The sequence below is a fragment of the Phreatobacter sp. genome (genome assembly GCF_016793595.1).
Lineage (GTDB): Bacteria > Pseudomonadota > Alphaproteobacteria > Rhizobiales > Phreatobacteraceae > Phreatobacter.
In genome coordinates, this window is sequence record NZ_JAEULY010000015.1 from 291,977 (window position 1) to 306,350 (window position 14,374).

The 14,374-nt window shown below is 68.0% G+C and carries 16 protein-coding genes and 1 pseudogene; 10 read left to right on the plus strand and 7 right to left on the minus strand.

Features of this window, described 5'->3' with window-relative positions; all coding sequences use genetic code 11:
* The first annotated feature begins 107 nt into the window (after nt 1-107).
* The 4 genes from JNK84_RS16380 (at nt 108) to fabI (ending at nt 3,231) form a co-directional block, all read left to right on the plus strand.
* Nucleotides 108-533 carry an RT0821/Lpp0805 family surface protein gene (locus tag JNK84_RS16380; RefSeq protein WP_293425728.1) on the plus strand — a complete coding sequence of 142 codons (426 nt, stop codon included), beginning with the start codon at nt 108-110 and terminating at the stop codon, nt 531-533.
* A 123-nt stretch (nt 534-656) separates the two neighbouring features.
* Complete coding sequence (locus tag JNK84_RS16385; RefSeq protein WP_293425730.1) at nt 657-1,661, plus strand: J domain-containing protein; 1,005 nt, start codon at nt 657-659, stop codon at nt 1,659-1,661.
* An 18-nt stretch (nt 1,662-1,679) separates the two neighbouring features.
* Nucleotides 1,680-2,318 (plus strand): VOC family protein, encoded by a 639-nt coding sequence (locus JNK84_RS16390; RefSeq protein WP_293425732.1) that lies wholly within the window; start codon nt 1,680-1,682, stop codon nt 2,316-2,318.
* 100 nt (nt 2,319-2,418) lie between these two features.
* On the plus strand, nt 2,419-3,231 hold the full coding sequence (gene fabI / locus JNK84_RS16395; protein WP_293425734.1) for an enoyl-ACP reductase FabI: 813 nt from the start codon (nt 2,419-2,421) through the stop codon (nt 3,229-3,231).
* A gap of 172 nt (nt 3,232-3,403) precedes the next feature.
* Here fabI and JNK84_RS16400 read toward each other — a convergent pair whose 3' ends face one another.
* Nucleotides 3,404-3,763, minus strand: a complete 360-nt coding sequence (locus JNK84_RS16400; RefSeq protein ID WP_293425736.1) for a nuclear transport factor 2 family protein — start codon at nt 3,761-3,763, stop codon at nt 3,404-3,406.
* A gap of 238 nt (nt 3,764-4,001) precedes the next feature.
* On the opposite strand from JNK84_RS16400, the gene JNK84_RS16405 reads away from it, so the two are divergent.
* Nucleotides 4,002-5,075: a BMP family ABC transporter substrate-binding protein gene (locus JNK84_RS16405; RefSeq protein ID WP_293425931.1), complete on the plus strand. Its 1,074-nt coding sequence runs from the start codon at nt 4,002-4,004 to the stop codon at nt 5,073-5,075.
* Between the two features lie 91 nt (nt 5,076-5,166).
* A complete protein-coding gene (gene proB, locus JNK84_RS16410) occupies nt 5,167-6,294 on the plus strand; it encodes a glutamate 5-kinase (protein WP_293425738.1) in 1,128 nt (375 codons plus the stop codon).
* Between the two features lie 4 nt (nt 6,295-6,298).
* Here the strand turns inward: proB and rpoN are convergent, their stop codons facing one another.
* Nucleotides 6,299-7,828, minus strand: coding sequence for an RNA polymerase factor sigma-54 (gene rpoN, locus JNK84_RS16415; RefSeq protein WP_293425739.1), 1,530 nt, complete (start codon nt 7,826-7,828; stop codon nt 6,299-6,301).
* Between the two features lie 267 nt (nt 7,829-8,095).
* On the opposite strand from rpoN, the pseudogene JNK84_RS16420 reads away from it, so the two are divergent.
* Nucleotides 8,096-8,455 (plus strand): annotated as a pseudogene (locus JNK84_RS16420) (SgcJ/EcaC family oxidoreductase); the annotation flags it as partial.
* 3 nt (nt 8,456-8,458) lie between these two features.
* Here JNK84_RS16420 and lptB read toward each other — a convergent pair.
* From lptB to JNK84_RS16440, 4 genes are all read right to left on the minus strand, one after another.
* A complete protein-coding gene (gene lptB, locus JNK84_RS16425; RefSeq protein ID WP_441343263.1) occupies nt 8,459-9,259 on the minus strand; it encodes an LPS export ABC transporter ATP-binding protein in 801 nt (266 codons plus the stop codon).
* A 98-nt stretch (nt 9,260-9,357) separates the two neighbouring features.
* Nucleotides 9,358-10,044, minus strand: a complete 687-nt coding sequence (locus tag JNK84_RS16430; RefSeq protein ID WP_293425743.1) for an LptA/OstA family protein — start codon at nt 10,042-10,044, stop codon at nt 9,358-9,360.
* A gap of 13 nt (nt 10,045-10,057) precedes the next feature.
* Nucleotides 10,058-10,789 (minus strand): LPS export ABC transporter periplasmic protein LptC, encoded by a 732-nt coding sequence (gene lptC / locus JNK84_RS16435; protein WP_293425745.1) that lies wholly within the window; start codon nt 10,787-10,789, stop codon nt 10,058-10,060.
* Between the two features lie 159 nt (nt 10,790-10,948).
* Nucleotides 10,949-11,566 (minus strand): ribonuclease D, encoded by a 618-nt coding sequence (locus tag JNK84_RS16440; protein ID WP_293425747.1) that lies wholly within the window; start codon nt 11,564-11,566, stop codon nt 10,949-10,951.
* 76 nt (nt 11,567-11,642) lie between these two features.
* On the opposite strand from JNK84_RS16440, the gene JNK84_RS16445 reads away from it, so the two are divergent.
* Nucleotides 11,643-12,068, plus strand: coding sequence for a DUF2948 family protein (locus JNK84_RS16445; protein WP_293425749.1), 426 nt, complete (start codon nt 11,643-11,645; stop codon nt 12,066-12,068).
* Between the two features lie 8 nt (nt 12,069-12,076).
* Here the strand turns inward: JNK84_RS16445 and JNK84_RS16450 are convergent, their stop codons facing one another.
* A complete protein-coding gene (locus JNK84_RS16450; RefSeq protein ID WP_293425751.1) occupies nt 12,077-12,958 on the minus strand; it encodes a LysR family transcriptional regulator in 882 nt (293 codons plus the stop codon).
* A 128-nt stretch (nt 12,959-13,086) separates the two neighbouring features.
* On the opposite strand from JNK84_RS16450, the gene JNK84_RS16455 reads away from it, so the two are divergent.
* Both JNK84_RS16455 and JNK84_RS16460 read left to right on the plus strand, forming a co-directional pair.
* Nucleotides 13,087-13,899, plus strand: a complete 813-nt coding sequence (locus JNK84_RS16455) for a putative hydro-lyase (protein WP_293425753.1) — start codon at nt 13,087-13,089, stop codon at nt 13,897-13,899.
* On the plus strand, nt 13,896-14,312 hold the full coding sequence (locus tag JNK84_RS16460) for a cupin domain-containing protein (protein ID WP_293425755.1): 417 nt from the start codon (nt 13,896-13,898) through the stop codon (nt 14,310-14,312). Before JNK84_RS16455 ends, JNK84_RS16460 begins: the two co-directional genes overlap by 4 nt.
* Nucleotides 14,313-14,374 lie beyond the last annotated feature (62 nt).

A 14,374-nucleotide genomic window follows, 5' to 3' on the forward strand; every position in this document is an offset into this window, starting at 1 on the left:
GCGCGGGGGGCAGCCCATGCCCGCCCGCCGACGTTCGCCCATGCGGCCGCCGCAGGGCGCGCCTCGCCACCGTTCTCGCCGGCTTCCTCGGCCTTCAGGGCTGCGCCATGACGCTGCCCTCCCTCTGGGAACGCACCAATACGACACCCCCCGGCACCGCGCAGATGGCGGCGCAGGCCACCGACCCCGTGACCACCGGCTCGGTTCGCCGGCCCCCGGCAGCGAGCGAAGCGCCCGCCGCGCAGGGCGGTCTGCCGATCCCGCAGGCCGACTGGGACGCCGCCAAGGCGAAGCTGATGGAGGCTCTCGCCGACCGCGCCGACACGCCGAGCCTGCCGTGGGACAATCCGCAGAGCGGCATGAGCGGCACGGTGACCGCGATGCAGCGCGCCAGCGGCACGAACGGCCAGACCTGCCGCGACTTCCTCGGCAGCGCCATCAAGGACGGCAAGGAGGTCTGGTTCGACGGCCGCGCCTGCCGTACGGTCGGCCCCTGGGCCGTCGTGGAACTGCGTCCCTGGCGGCGGACCTGACAGGCGTCCGGCTTCGCGGCTTCGCGAACTTGTGAAGCTGGCGGAAGCTACCCACATTGCAGGGCAGCAAATCCATTCCCACGGCCGGCCGCATGCCCGCGCGCCGGCTTTTCAAGGACCACCATGGCACGCGATCCCTACGACGTGATCGGCGTCGCGCGCTCGGCCAGCGCCGACGAGATCAAGAAGGCCTTCCGCAAGAAGGCGAAACAGCTGCACCCGGACGCCAATGCGAACGATCCGAAAGCCCAGGACCGCTTCGCGGAACTGAACAATGCCTACGAACTGCTGTCGGATGCCGACAAGCGCAAGAGTTTCGACCGCGGCGAGATTGATGCCGAGGGCAAGCCGCGCTTCACCGGCTTCGAGGGCTTCTCGCGCGGCCGGCCGGGCGCCGGTCCGCAGGCCGGACCCTCCGGCGAAACCATTTTCGAGAGCTTCTCGTTCGGACCGGACGGCTTCCGCCGCTCGACCAACCGGCCCGGTGGCGGCCAGGCCGGCCCGCCGCCGATGGACGATTTCTTCGACATCCTCTCCGGCATGACCGGCGGGCGGGCGGGCCGCGCCGGCCCCGATCCGTTCGAGCCTGGTCCGCCGCCCCGCGCCGGCGGCGAGGACATCACGCTGACCATCAAGGTGCCGTTCCTCGACGCCGCCCGTGGCTCGACCCAGCGCGTCGTGCTGCCGACCGGCGAGGCCGTCGACGTGAAGGTTCCGCCCGGCACGCGCGAGGGGCACCGCATGCGCCTGCGGGGCAAGGGCAAGCCGGGCAGCCTCGGCCGCCCGCAGGGCGACGCCTATGTCGTGGTGTCGGTGGAGCCGCATTCCGCCTTCAAGGCCGAGGGCCGGAACCTGACGCTTGATCTGCCGGTTGCGCTGGACGAGGCGATCCTCGGCGGCAAGGTGCGCGCGCCGACCCTCGACGGCGAGGTGGAGCTGACGCTCCCCGCCATGACCTCGTCGGGCAAGACCTTCCGCCTGCGCGGCAAGGGCCTGCCCGTTGAAGGCAATCCGGGCGATCTCTACGTGACCGTGCGAATCGTGCTGCCGGAAGCAAGTCCCGATCTCGAGGGCTTCGCGCGCGTCCTGAAGGACCGTCGCAAGACCAATCCCCGCGAGGGACTCTAGGTCCGGCCGCCATCCCCCATGATTCAGCTCGACCACCTCTCCGTCGTCGCGCCAAGTCTTGTCGAAGGCGTCGCGCATGTGCGCGGCTGTCTCGGCCTCGACGTGCCATTCGGCCAGCGGCACCTCACCATGGGCACGCATAATCACCTGATTCAGCTCGGCGGTTCCGTCTATCTGGAAATCATCGCGCTCGACCCTTCAGGCGCGCAGCCGCCGCACCGCCGCTGGTTCGGCCTCGACGACGGGGCGCAGGTTCGCGCCGACTGGGACGCCGGCCGCCGGCTCAAGGGCTGGGTCGCGCGGACCGATGCCATCGATGCCGTGCTGGCAGGCCGCGAATCGACCTTCGGGCGAAAAGTGGCGCTGCCACACGACACACCGGCCTTCGATTTCGCCATTCCCCACGACGGCTCGCTGCCGCTGGGAGGCGCCGCGCCCTCGATCATCGACCGCCGGGGCCAGCCGCGATCCATGGCGACCATCGCCGACCTCGGCGCGCGACTGGTCTCCTTCACGCTGGAATACCCGGATTCCGCCCGTATCGACGCTCTCCATCGCGAACTCGGCGCGATCGGCGCCCCTGTCGTGCGCGCAGGAGCCCGGTCGCGCTACATCGCGCGGATCGAGACCGCCGGCGGCATCAGGGAGCTGACCTGACGGCAGCGCCGCTTTCCGGGCCTCTCGCCTTGCACCGCAGCGCCCGCAATGGCATAGGGTCCGGCTGATTTTCAGTCAAAAACGCCGGGCGAGGAACGACATGGCGGGCATCATGCAGGGCAAGCGCGGCCTCATCATGGGGGTGGCGAACAACCGCTCCATCGCCTGGGGTATCGCCAAGGCCTGCGCCGACCAGGGCGCCGAGCTCGCCTTCACCTATCAGGGCGATGCGCTGGAGAAGCGCGTGCGGCCGCTGGCGGCCGAGGTTGGCGGCCATGTCGTCGGCCATTGCGACGTGACCGACGCGGCGACCATCGATGCTGTCTTCGCGGAAACGTCGAAAGTGTTCGGCGGCAAGCTCGATTTCGTGCTGCATGCCATCGCCTTTTCCGACAAGGACGAGCTGACCGGCCGCTATGTCGACACGACCGAGGGCAATTTCTCGAAGTCGCTGCTGATCTCCTGCTATTCCTTCACGGCCATCGCCCAGCGCGCCGAGAAGCTGATGACGGATGGCGGTTCGCTGCTGACGCTGACCTATTACGGCGCCGAAAAGTGGATGCCCCACTACAACGTCATGGGCGTCGCGAAAGCAGCGCTTGAAGCGAGCGTGCGCTACATGGCGGCCGACCTCGGCGAGAAGAACATCCGCGTCAATGCCATCTCGGCCGGCCCGATCAAGACGCTGGCGGCCTCCGGGATCGGCGACTTCCGCTACATCCTCAAGTGGAACGAGTACAACGCGCCGCTGCGCCGCACCGTGACCATCGAGGAGGTCGGCGATTCCGGCATGTATTTCCTGTCGGACCTGTCGCGCGGCGTGACCGGCGAGATTCACCACGTCGACGCCGGCTACAATGTCGTCGGCATGAAGAACCCCTACGCGCCGGACATGAGCGTCGCGAAGGAGTGAGGGACCCAGGCCGGCTGGGAGACTCGGTGAATAGCCGGAACCTCATCATCATGGCCGGGCCATCCACGACCTGGGCAGGGCAATGAAGGAATTCGTGGATGCCCGGACCAAGCCCGGGCATGATGGGTAGCTTTGCGCCCTTCCAAATCTGTGCCGCCCGCCCGCACGGGCCTCACGTCGCGTAGAAGAACCGCTCGCTCGCGATCTTGCCGCCCTTCACCTGATAGACGCCGATCTCGTCCATCTTCAGCCGCTCGCCGGTTTCCTTGCGGGTAAAGTCATAGGTGAAGCGGACGCAGAAACTGTCGCCGTTGACATAAGGCCCCTCGACCGCGGCGCTGTGGACTTCGTGGCTGGTCACCCACCACTCGCCCTTCTGGCGCAGTGCCTCCTTGCCGCGCATCTCGGCCATCGGGCCGTCCATCGCCTCGTAGCTGACGATGTCGTCGGCATTGTACCTGGCGGCGGCCTCGTGGTCCTTGCCCACCTTCAGCAGCGCCACGAAATCACTGGCTATATTCTGCGTCGTCATGGCGTCTCTCCTCAGCGGCTCGAATGGCGGCGCACCTTGTCGGGCGGCTACCCGAAGCGTGTCAGCAGACCGGCAGGATGCTTGCCGGCATTGCGGTCTTGACCCATCCGACTTTCGTGACGCCATTCCCCGCTTGATCGCTTCGCGCGGGCGCTGCACCATCGCCGCCACAGGCCACAACGGCCATGCTCGCAGGGGAGCGCAGGCAATGACGCTGAAGACCTTCGGACGATGGAAGATGCTGGCCGTGGCGGCGGTGGCCGCCGCCGGCGCGGCGGCGGGCCTCGGCTACGCCTACGCGCAGGAGAAGCTGAAGATCGGCTTCGTCTATGTCGGCCCGGTCGGCGACCACGGCTGGACCTACCAGCACGATGTCGGCCGGCAGGCCATCGAGCGCCAGTTCGGCAACCGGGTGGAGACGACCTTCGTCGAGAAGGTGGCCGAGGGGCCGGATGCCGAGCGCGTCATCGAACAGCTCGCACGCACCGGCCACCGCCTGATCTTCACGACCTCGTTCGGCTTCATGGACCCGACCGAGCGCGTCGCCCGCCGCCATCCGAACGTGCGCTTCGAGCACGCCACCGGCTACAAGCGCTCGGCTAATCTCGCCACCTATGCCGGCCGCTTCTACGAGGGCCGCTACATCCTCGGCCAGATCGCCGCGCGCCTCTCCAAGACGGGCACCGTCGGCTATATCGGCTCCTTCGCCATCCCCGAGGTGGTGTCCGGCATCAACGCCTTCATGCTGGGCGCTCAGTCGATCCGGCCGGACATCAAGATCAAGATCGTCTGGGTGAACTCCTGGTACGATCCCGGCAAGGAGGCGGACGCCGCCAAGGCGCTGGCCGACCAGGGCGCGGACATCCTGTCCCAGCACACGGATTCGCCGGCCGCCATGCAGATCGCCGAGCAGCGCGGCATCCTCGCCTTCGGGCAGGATTCCGACATGATCCGCTTCGGCCCGAAGGCGCAGCTGACCTCGATCGTCAACGACTGGGTGCCCTACTACACCCAGCGCGTGCAGGCGATGCTGGACGGCAAGTGGACCTCCGGCGACACCTGGGGCGGCCTCAATACCGGCCTCGTCCACATGGCGCCCTATACCAACATGCCGGCCGACGTGAAGGCCATGGCGGAAGCGACGGAGGCCGCGATCAAGGCGGGCACGCTGCATCCGTTCCGTTGTCCCGTGGTGCGGCAGGACGGAACGACCGTGCCCTGCGAGGGCAATGGCACGCTGTCCGACCCGCAGATCCTCGGCATGAACTTCTACATCCGCGGCATCGACGAGCGGGTGCCGGCGGCGAACTGACGGGACCGTTGCCTCCGCGGCGCGCAATCGTCTAAACCGCAGTCCTCAATGGCCCGCCGCCTCCCGCGGCGGGCTTATCCGTCTGCCGCCCATGACCGCCATTCCCACCCTCTCCTCGTTCCGCCGCATCGTCGTGAAGGTCGGCTCGTCGCTGCTTGTCGACGGCGAGAAGGGCGCGCTGAAACAGGCGTGGCTGGATACGCTCGGCGAGGACATCGCCCGCCACGCCGCGCGCGGGGCCGACATCCTGGTCGTCTCGTCCGGCGCCATCGCGCTCGGCCGCACCATCCTGAAACTGCCGAAGGGGCCGCTTGGCCTCGAACAGAGCCAGGCGGCGGCCTCCGTCGGCCAGATCGCGCTGGCGCGCGCGTGGTCCGAAGTGCTTGGCCGCCATGGCATCGTCGCCGGCCAGATCCTCGTGACCCTTAACGACACCGAGGAGCGCCGCCGCTACCTCAACGCCCGCAACACCGTCGAGACGCTGTTCGCCGTGCGCGCCGTGCCGGTGGTCAACGAGAACGACACGGTGGCGACCGACGAAATCCGCTACGGCGACAATGACCGGCTGGCGGCGCGTGTCGCGACCATGGTCGGCGCCGACTGCCTCGTCCTGCTCTCCGACATTGACGGGCTCTATACGGCGCCGCCGCAGAAGGACCCGGCCGCGACGCTGATCCCGGTCGTGCCGCGCATCACCGCCGAGATCGAGGCCATGGCCGGGGGAGCCGCCTCGGAGACCTCGCGCGGCGGCATGACCACCAAGGTCGAGGCCGGCAAGATCGCGACCACCGGCGGCACGGCCATGGTCATCGCCTCCGGCAAGCACGAGGCTCCGCTCGCGCGCATCGAGGGCGGTGGCCCCTGCACCTGGTTTCTGGCACCCGCGAGCCCGGTCACGTCACGCAAGAAGTGGATCGCCGGCTCGCTGGAGCCGCGCGGCGTGCTCTGGCTCGATGCCGGCGCGGTCGACGCCCTGCGCAAGGGGCGCAGCCTCCTCCCCGCAGGCGTGAAGAAGGTCGATGGCGTGTTCGAGCGCGGCGACGCCGTGATCGTGCGCGGTCCGGACGGAGCTGAGGTCGGCCGCGGCCTCGTCGCCTTCGACGCGGTCGCCGCCGTGCAGATCATGGGCCGCAACTCGCAGGCCGTGGAGGCTGTGCTCGGCTACAAGGGCCGCACCGAGATGATCCACCGCGACGACCTGGCGCTGGCGGCGGAGTAACAGCTCACACCGCCATGGCCTGCTTCTCGCGCCGGCGCTGCACCGAGGACGGAATGCGCAGGGCCTCGCGATATTTCGCGACCGTGCGGCGGGCGATGTCGATCCCGGCTTCCTTCAGCTTGTCCATGATCGCGTCGTCCGAGAGCACGTCGTCCGGTGTCTCGGCATCGATCATCTGCTTGATGCGGTAGCGCACGGCCTCGGCCGAATGGCTCTCGCCGCCTTCCGAACTCGCGATCGACGAGGTGAAGAAGTACTTCATCTCGAAAATGCCGCGGCTCGTGGCGATCGACTTGTTCGAGGTGACGCGCGACACCGTCGATTCATGCATGCCGATGGCGTCGGCGATGGTCTTGAGGTTCAAGGGCCTCAGATACTGCACGCCGAGCGCGAAGAAGGCGTCCTGCTGGCGGACGATCTCGGTCGCGACCTTCAGGATGGTGCGGGCGCGCTGGTCGAGCGCGCGGGTCAGCCAGGTCGCCGTCTGCAGCGCATCGGCGAGGAAGGTCTTGTCGGTGTCGTTCTTCGCGGTCTTGGAAATGCGCGAGTAATAGCTCTGGTTGACCAGCACCTTCGGCAGGGTCTCGGTATTGAGCTCGACGATCCAGCCGCCATCGGGGCCCGAGCGCACCATGACGTCCGGCACCAGCGGCTGGACCGGCGCGAAACCAAAGGCGAGGCCCGGCTTCGGGTTCAGCCGGCGGATTTCCGACACCATGTCGGCGAGGTCCTCATCGTCCACCTGACAGAGCTTCTTCAGGCCGGCGAAATCGCGCTTGCCGAGCAGGTCGAGATGGGCGACCAGCACCTGCATGGCCGGGTCGAAACGGTTCTTGTCGCGGAGCTGGATGGCGAGGCATTCGGCAAGATTGCGCGCGGCGACGCCCGATGGCTCGAAGCTCTGGATCACCTCCAGCACGCTCTCGACATCGGCGGCTTCCGCGCCGAGCCGGTCGGCGACATCCTCGACCGTGACGGTCAGGTAACCGGCATCGTCGACCGAGTCGATCAGCATCTGGCCGATCAGCCGGTCGGACAGGGTCTCGACCGCCAGGACGAGTTGGTTCGACAGATGGTCGGCCAGCGACAGGTCGGCCGAGACGAAGGCTTCGAGGTTGTAGTCCTCGTTGTCGCTGCCGCCGGAGCCGACATTGGCCCAGGACGAGGTCATCGGATCGGAGGCGGCGTCGACATGCTTGGCCTCGGGGCCCTTGTCGTCGGGGAAGACGTTTTCGAGATCGGTGCCGAGCCGCTCCTCGATCTCGGTGCGGCTGTTGCCCATGTCGTCGCCGAGCCAGTCGCCGTCCTGGGCATCGCCGGGGGCGGCAGCAGGGGCGGCATCGGCCGCCTCGCCGTCCACGGCGGGCTCGGGCGCGTCGGCGCGCTCCAGAAGCGGGTTCTTCTCCAGCTCCTGCTCGACATAGGCGACGAGGTCGAGATTCGACAGCTGCAGGAGCTTGATGGCCTGCATGAGCTGGGGCGTCATGACCAGCGACTGGCCGACGCGAAGCTCTAGTCTGGCTGACAGCGCCATCGGATCAGGAGCGTCCCTAGGGTTTACCGCGCTGCATCATAGATGGGCGGGCGCGGTTAGCAAGGTTCATGCCATAGATCAGATGACGGATCGGTTAAGGGCCCCGGATGACGCCGGATTCAATCAGCGGACCCGTTTCCCTATTCTCTTCCGGCAGACCTCACGAGAGAGAGACCATGGTCGCGCGCCTTGTTCTTGCCGTTTGCCTGCTGGTGAGCGCATCGGCGTTTCCCGCCCTCCCCGGCCCCGGCCGACGAAGCCAATGCCGTTATCGACGCCTGGGTCGCGCGCTACAGCGCCAATGACAGGGACGGCGTGGTCGGGCTCTATGCGCCCGACGCGATATTGCTCGGCACGACCAGCCCGGTGATCTCCGAGGGCACCGAACAGATCAGAACCTACTTCGACGAACTGCCCGGCAGCGGCAGGTCGAACCGAATCACCGAACGGCGCACGCTCGTTCTCGGGCCAGACGCGGTGCTGGGCACCGGCTTCTATGCTTTCGCGCGCGCGGCGGAGGGGAATGCCCCGCGTCCGTCGCGCTTCTCCATGCTGGTGGTCCGGCGCGAGGGGCGCTGGATGATCCTGCACCACCATTCGTCGCCGCACTCCGCCACGCGGCGGTAGAGGCTAGAGCCGGAACTCCTCGCCGAGATAGAGCCGGCGCACGTCGGGGTTCGCGACGATCTCGGCGGGCGAACCCTCCATCAGCACCTGGCCGGAATGGATGATGTAGGCGCGGTCGATGAGGCCGAGCGTCTCGCGGACATTGTGGTCGGTGATGAGCACGCCGATGCCGCGCTCCTTCAGATGCCTGACGAGGTTCTGAATATCGCCGACCGCGATGGGGTCGATGCCGGCGAAGGGCTCGTCGAGCAGCATGAAGGACGGTTTGGTGGCCAGCGCGCGGGCGATTTCGAGGCGACGCCGCTCGCCGCCGGAGAGCGCGATGGCCGGGCTCTTGCGCAGCTTGGTGATGGTAAACTCGTCGAGCAGCTCGTCCAGTTCGCGCTCGCGCTTGGCCTTGTCCTTCTCGGTCACTTCGAGGACGGCGCGGATATTGTCCTCGACATTGAGGCCGCGGAAGATCGAGGCCTCCTGCGGCAGGTAGCCGATGCCGAGGCGGGCGCGGCGATACATGGGCAGCGCGGTAATGTCGTGACCGTCGAGCTCGATATGACCCTTGTCGGCCTCGACCAGCCCCGTGATCATATAGAACACGGTGGTCTTGCCAGCGCCGTTGGGGCCGAGCAGGCCGACCGCCTCGCCACGGCGCACGTCGAGGCTGACGCCGCGGACGACCGCGCGACCCTTGTAGCTCTTCCAGACGCCGTGGACGCCAAGCACGCCCTGTCCCGAGCGCGGCTCATGCTGCTCCGCCGGCACGGGGACCGGGGGCGGCGCGTCGAGCAGCGCCACGTCGGCGGCCATTTCCTTCACCAGCCAGTCGGAATCGATCTCCGCCGGCGGCGGCTCCGCCCGGCGGCCGAGCAGACCGGAAACGCGATCGAGGACGGACATGGAGCCGGTCAGCTCCGCGACGAGCGCTGCTGCGGGCGCGCGGGCGCGCAGTCGGGATTGGCCGCGCCGCGCGCGCCGCCACCGCCGGCCGTGCCCGACAGGACGCCGGAAACGCGGCCGCCGGACGGCGCCGAATCGAGCCGGACCCGGTTGGCGGTAAGGTCGGCGTGCAGGCGCCCGCCGCGCAGCACGTTCTCGCACTGGGTCAGGACGACATTGCCTTCCATGATCGCCTCATTACGGCGGGCGTCGAAGGAGCCGCGCTCGGCGGTCGCCTGCTGGTTGCGCGACGAGACGATGACGCCGCCCTGCATCTCGAAGCGGCGGACATTCTGGGTCGGGGACGCCGCGCCCGCGCCGCTGCCCTGCCGCGGCGTGGTGGTCGAGGCGCGCGTCTGCTGGCCGCTATCACCGCCCTCGTAGAAGATCACGAGGCGCGCGGTCTGGAGGGTGGATTCGCCCTGGCGGATGCGGACATTGCCGGAGAGCACGGCGCGCTTCTCGTTGTCGAAGACCTCGGCGCGGTCGGCCTCGAAATTGATCGGCTCGCTGCGGTTCTGGGTGAAGCCGACGAAGGGGCTGCCTGACTGCTGGGCCATGGCGGCCGGCATCATGAGGCTGGCGAAGCCGAAAACGGCCAGCGCCTTGACGGTCAAGCTCTTGAAGCGGCGGGCGGGCGAGCCGGCGAGCGGCATGGGTGTCTCCGGATCAGGGTCGCGCGGTCTCGGGCGAGGGCGCCGACAGGTCTGTGATGGTCGGGTCGGGCGGTTCGGGCATGAAGTTACCACGCACGCGGCCCTCAAGCACGATCACCTTGCCATTGTCTCGTATGTCCATCCGCTCGGAGAAGAGCTCGCCGCGCGGCGAGGCCAGCGCGACCGGCCCGTTCGACTGGATGGTACCGCCGCGCGTGTCGATCAGCGCGTGACCGACCTTGCCGGACTGGCCGTTGGACGTGGTGACGGAGACTTCCTGGTTCAGCTCGACGCGGCCGGTCTTGGTGTCGAGCACGCCAGCCGGCGAGATGACACGGGCCGTGCCGCCGCCTTCCATCTCCATCTCGGCGTCGATGGCCGAGAGGGCGACGATGTGGGACTGGGTGATGTCGTGCTCGGCGCGGGTCGCGGCGACCCGGTAGAAGCGGTTATCGGTCGTGTAGCCGGTGAGGCGCGGCGCCTCCATGGTCACTTTCGAGCCCGACATGGAGATCGAGCCGATCGAAACCGGCAGGTTCAGCGCCTTGAGCGGATCCCACCACGAGATGAAAACGACCAGCGAGAACAGCCCGATCGTCACGATGGGCACCGCGACGCGCAGGCGGCGGACCCGGCGCGAATGCCGGTAGGCCCGGGCGAAGGCAGCCTCGCGGTCGGCCTCGGCGCCCTGCGCGCGGCCGCCCCCGATGGAGCCCCCGATATCCTCGATGCGGCGTGCAGCCATGCCCGATCCCGTTCGCCGTGACCTGACCGCCCCTTCCGGTGCGGCCTCGCGCGACGCATTCATCATTATTCTATGGCCCGAGCGTGGCGAGAGCAAAGGCGAACCGCGCCCGGATTGGCAGCAATTCGCCTCTGGGAACCCTCTGCTACCTCCAAATCCTTAGGAATGGGCAAAGATATCCGTTTCGGGCCAACCCGCGAGGTCGAGTTCGGCGCGGGTCGGCAGGAAGGCGAAGCAGGCCTCGGCCAGCGCCGCGCGGTTCTCGCGCGCCAGCATCATGTCCAGCCGGTCCTTCAGCGCATGGAGGTACAGCACGTCGGAGGCAGCATATTCGAGCTGGGCCAGCGACAATGTCTCCGCCGCCCAGTCCGAGCTCTGCTGGGCCTTGGACATGTCGAGGCCGATCAGGTCCTTGGCGAGATCCTTCAGGCCGTGCCGGTCGGTATAGGTGCGGGCGAGCTTGGAGGCGATCTTGGTGCAATAGACCGGGCTGGTGACGACACCGAAGGCGTTCTTCAGCACCGCGACGTCGAACCGGGCGAAATGGAACAGCTTGACGATGGCGGGGTCGGTCAGGAGGGCGCAGAGATTCTTCGGCGCCGGCCGTCCCGGGCGGATCTGCACCACGTCGGCCGTGCCGTCGCCGGGCGAGAGCTGGACCACGCAGAGGCGGTCGCGGTGGGGGTTGAGACCGAGCGTCTCGGTATCGATCGCGACGGCCCCGACGCGGTAGTGCGAGAGATCGGGCAGGTCGTCGACATGCGAGCGGATGGTCATGGCGGGTGTCCGGGAGGCAACGATTGCGTGGCGTCGGTTGTTCACGTCCTATAGTGCCGACGAAACGGGAAATCCAATGGACGGACCGCCGCTCAGGCTCCTCGCTTTCGACGCCGACGACCTTTCCGTCGTGTCCATGCACCTGCAGGACGCGGTGCTGACGGCCGCCGATGTCGCCTTCCTCGCGCGCGAGCAGCGCTTCGCTCTCGTCTGCGACCGGTTCGACTGGGGCGCGGCCGACGGCCTCGCGTGCGCGCGCAGGCGCACGGGACTGCGCTTCGAGCGCGTCCGCGCTGTGAAGGCCCGCGACGTGCCGCAGGGCTCGGAAGCGCCGCTGCAACTGCTCGCGTTGCGGTTCGAGCCGGGCACGGCGCCCGCCGGCGTCATCGAACTCGTCTTCGCCGGCGGTGCGGGGCTGCGCCTCGACGTCGACTGCATCGAGGCGGCGATGGACGACCTCGGCGCGCTCGGCCCCGTGCAGCCTACGCCGAACCACGGCTGAGGCCGATCCTACGCCGCCCTTGCCACCTCGGCGGCAATGGTCGCCACGGCCTCGACGGTCGCGGCAGCCGGCGTCATGCGCCAGGACGCGAAGAAGTCGAGATCGGGCAGCGGCACGCTGGTGCGCAGCGCACGCAGGCGACCGGAGCCAAGCTCCGGCCCCGCGATCTCCTCGGGCACGGCGGCGATGCCGAGACCATCCTCGGCCATGCGCAGGATCGTCGCCATGGAGGACGAGGCGTGGATGCGCACCGGCGGCAAGCCCGGCGCCGAAAACAGTTCGCGCATGACCAGATAGGGCCGCGTGTTGCGCGAGAAAGTCAGGATCGGATGGGCCGCCAGCATGGCCAGCGGCGCCGGCTGCGGCAGGGCGAGGCCGGGTCCGGCGAGGAAGGCCATCCGGTATGTGCAGAGCGGCATGTTCTTCAGCTGCGTCGCCGCGAAGGCTCCGAGCGCGAAGACGAGGTCGAGTTCCTGCCCTACCAGACGGTCGCGCAGGTTCGGCGTGATATCGACCTCGATCTCCAGCGCCAGCCCCGGATAGGCCTTGGCCATGCGCTCGACGAAGCGGGAGAGCCAGGTGTGGACGATGGTTTCGGCGACGCCGAGGCGCAGTGTGCCGCGGATGGCCGTCCGGTCGGCAACGGCATGCATCATCTCGGTGCGCAACTTGAGCAGACGCTCGGCATAGTCGAGCACGCGCCGACCGGCCTCGGTCGGCATGACCGTCCGCTTCTCGCGTTCGAGCAGGCGGTGGCCAATATCGGCTTCCAGCTGCGCGATGCGTTGGGAAACCGCCGGCTGGGTGGTGTTCAGCTTCGCCGCCGCTCGGTTGAAGCTCTTCAGCGTCGCCACCCAGACCAGCGTCTCCAGAGCCTTGAAATCTACCATCGGCGTTCTGATCGATAAGAAAATTCTATCGATACCGATCCAAACTTCGGATTGGACGCAATGCAAGCGGAATGATGGTGTAGAATCCCAAGGACCAACTTCGGACCACAGTTCCTTGGGGATCGGCCATGGCCATCGCACAGTTCCGCGCACCGAACGTCGACGTCACCGACCCGGTGAAGGTCCGCCAGGCGGTTCGGCGCGGCGACATTACCGGCCATACCGCAGGCCTCGCGCCCGGCCGCGTGCAAGGTAACCTCGCCATCCTGCCGAAGGACCTCGCAGCCGACTTCCTGCGCTTCTGCACGCTGAACCCCAAGCCCTGCCCGATCATTGGCATGTCGGAGCCCGGCAATGCCGCGATCCCCGCGCTTGGTGCCGACCTCGACATCCGCACGGATATTCCGCGCTACCGGGTCTGGAAGGACGGCGTGATGGTCGATGACCCGACCGACATCCGGTCGGTGTGGCGCGACGACCTCGTCGCCTTCGTCATCGGCTGCTCGTTCTCGTTCGAGGAAGCGCTGCTGCAGGACGGCCTGCCCATGCGCCATATCGAGAACAATACGACCGTGCCGATGTGGCGGACCTCGATCCAGTGCCAGCCCGCCGGCCCCTTCGCCGGTCCGCTGGTCGTCTCGATGCGGCCACTGAAGCCGGCCGACGCGATCCGTGCGGTGCAGATCACCTCGCGCTTCCCCGCAGTGCACGGCGCGCCGGTTCATATCGGCCTGCCCGAATCCATCGGCATCAAAGACATCAGCAAGCCCGATTACGGCGACCCGATAGAGGTGAAGGCCGACGAACTGCCGGTCTTCTGGGCCTGCGGCGTCACCCCGCAATCGGTCATCGCGGCCGCGAAGCCGCCCTTCGCCATCACCCACGCGCCGGGCTCGATGCTGGTGACGGACCTGTCCAACAGCCGGATCGCCGCGCTGTGACGGCCCCCGCCTCGACGCCCCACCCCGGCTTCGGGGTGTTCGCGAAAGTCCATCGCGAGTTCCACGACGCCCTCGCCGACGAGGGCTGGACCCCGATCGCCGGCTATTCTGGCGTCGAGGAGAAGATCCTCTCCGGCACGCTCGACCATCAGGCCCGCACCGGCGCCGTGACCCGCCTCGCCCGCTGGCAGCCGGGCGCGGCGGTCGACCGCACGGTCGCGCATGACTGGTGCGAGGAGGTGTTCATCGTCTCGGGATCGCTGTCGATTGGCACGCTTGCTGCAAAGCAGGACGGCGTTCGGTTGCCCGCCGGCACCTATGCCGTCAGGCCACCCGACATCGTGCATGGTCCCTTCTTCAGCGACGACGGCTGCCTGCTGATCGAATTCATGTACTACCCTCCGCATTCATAACAAGCATTCCAGAGACCGCCGACCGACCCCTGCCGCGCAAAGCGGCGGACCCACGAGGAGAG

Bases quoted from the DNA above. Each gene is read 5' to 3' on its own strand.
- JNK84_RS16380 (WP_293425728.1), top strand. From the start codon at position 108: ATGACGCTGCCCTCCCTCTGGGAACGCACCAATACGACACCCCCCGGC.
- JNK84_RS16385 (WP_293425730.1), top strand. From the start codon at position 657: ATGGCACGCGATCCCTACGACGTGATCGGCGTCGCGCGCTCGGCCAGC.
- JNK84_RS16390 (WP_293425732.1), top strand. From the start codon at position 1,680: ATGATTCAGCTCGACCACCTCTCCGTCGTCGCGCCAAGTCTTGTCGAA.
- fabI (WP_293425734.1), top strand. From the start codon at position 2,419: ATGGCGGGCATCATGCAGGGCAAGCGCGGCCTCATCATGGGGGTGGCG.
- JNK84_RS16400 (WP_293425736.1), bottom strand. From the start codon at position 3,763: ATGACGACGCAGAATATAGCCAGTGATTTCGTGGCGCTGCTGAAGGTG.
- JNK84_RS16405 (WP_293425931.1), top strand. From the start codon at position 4,002: ATGCTGGCCGTGGCGGCGGTGGCCGCCGCCGGCGCGGCGGCGGGCCTC.
- proB (WP_293425738.1), top strand. From the start codon at position 5,167: ATGACCGCCATTCCCACCCTCTCCTCGTTCCGCCGCATCGTCGTGAAG.
- rpoN (WP_293425739.1), bottom strand. From the start codon at position 7,828: ATGGCGCTGTCAGCCAGACTAGAGCTTCGCGTCGGCCAGTCGCTGGTC.
- lptB (WP_441343263.1), bottom strand. From the start codon at position 9,259: ATGGCCGCCGACGTGGCGCTGCTCGACGCGCCGCCCCCGGTCCCCGTG.
- JNK84_RS16430 (WP_293425743.1), bottom strand. From the start codon at position 10,044: ATGCCGCTCGCCGGCTCGCCCGCCCGCCGCTTCAAGAGCTTGACCGTC.
- lptC (WP_293425745.1), bottom strand. From the start codon at position 10,789: ATGGCTGCACGCCGCATCGAGGATATCGGGGGCTCCATCGGGGGCGGC.
- JNK84_RS16440 (WP_293425747.1), bottom strand. From the start codon at position 11,566: ATGACCATCCGCTCGCATGTCGACGACCTGCCCGATCTCTCGCACTAC.
- JNK84_RS16445 (WP_293425749.1), top strand. From the start codon at position 11,643: ATGGACGGACCGCCGCTCAGGCTCCTCGCTTTCGACGCCGACGACCTT.
- JNK84_RS16450 (WP_293425751.1), bottom strand. From the start codon at position 12,958: ATGGTAGATTTCAAGGCTCTGGAGACGCTGGTCTGGGTGGCGACGCTG.
- JNK84_RS16455 (WP_293425753.1), top strand. From the start codon at position 13,087: ATGGCCATCGCACAGTTCCGCGCACCGAACGTCGACGTCACCGACCCG.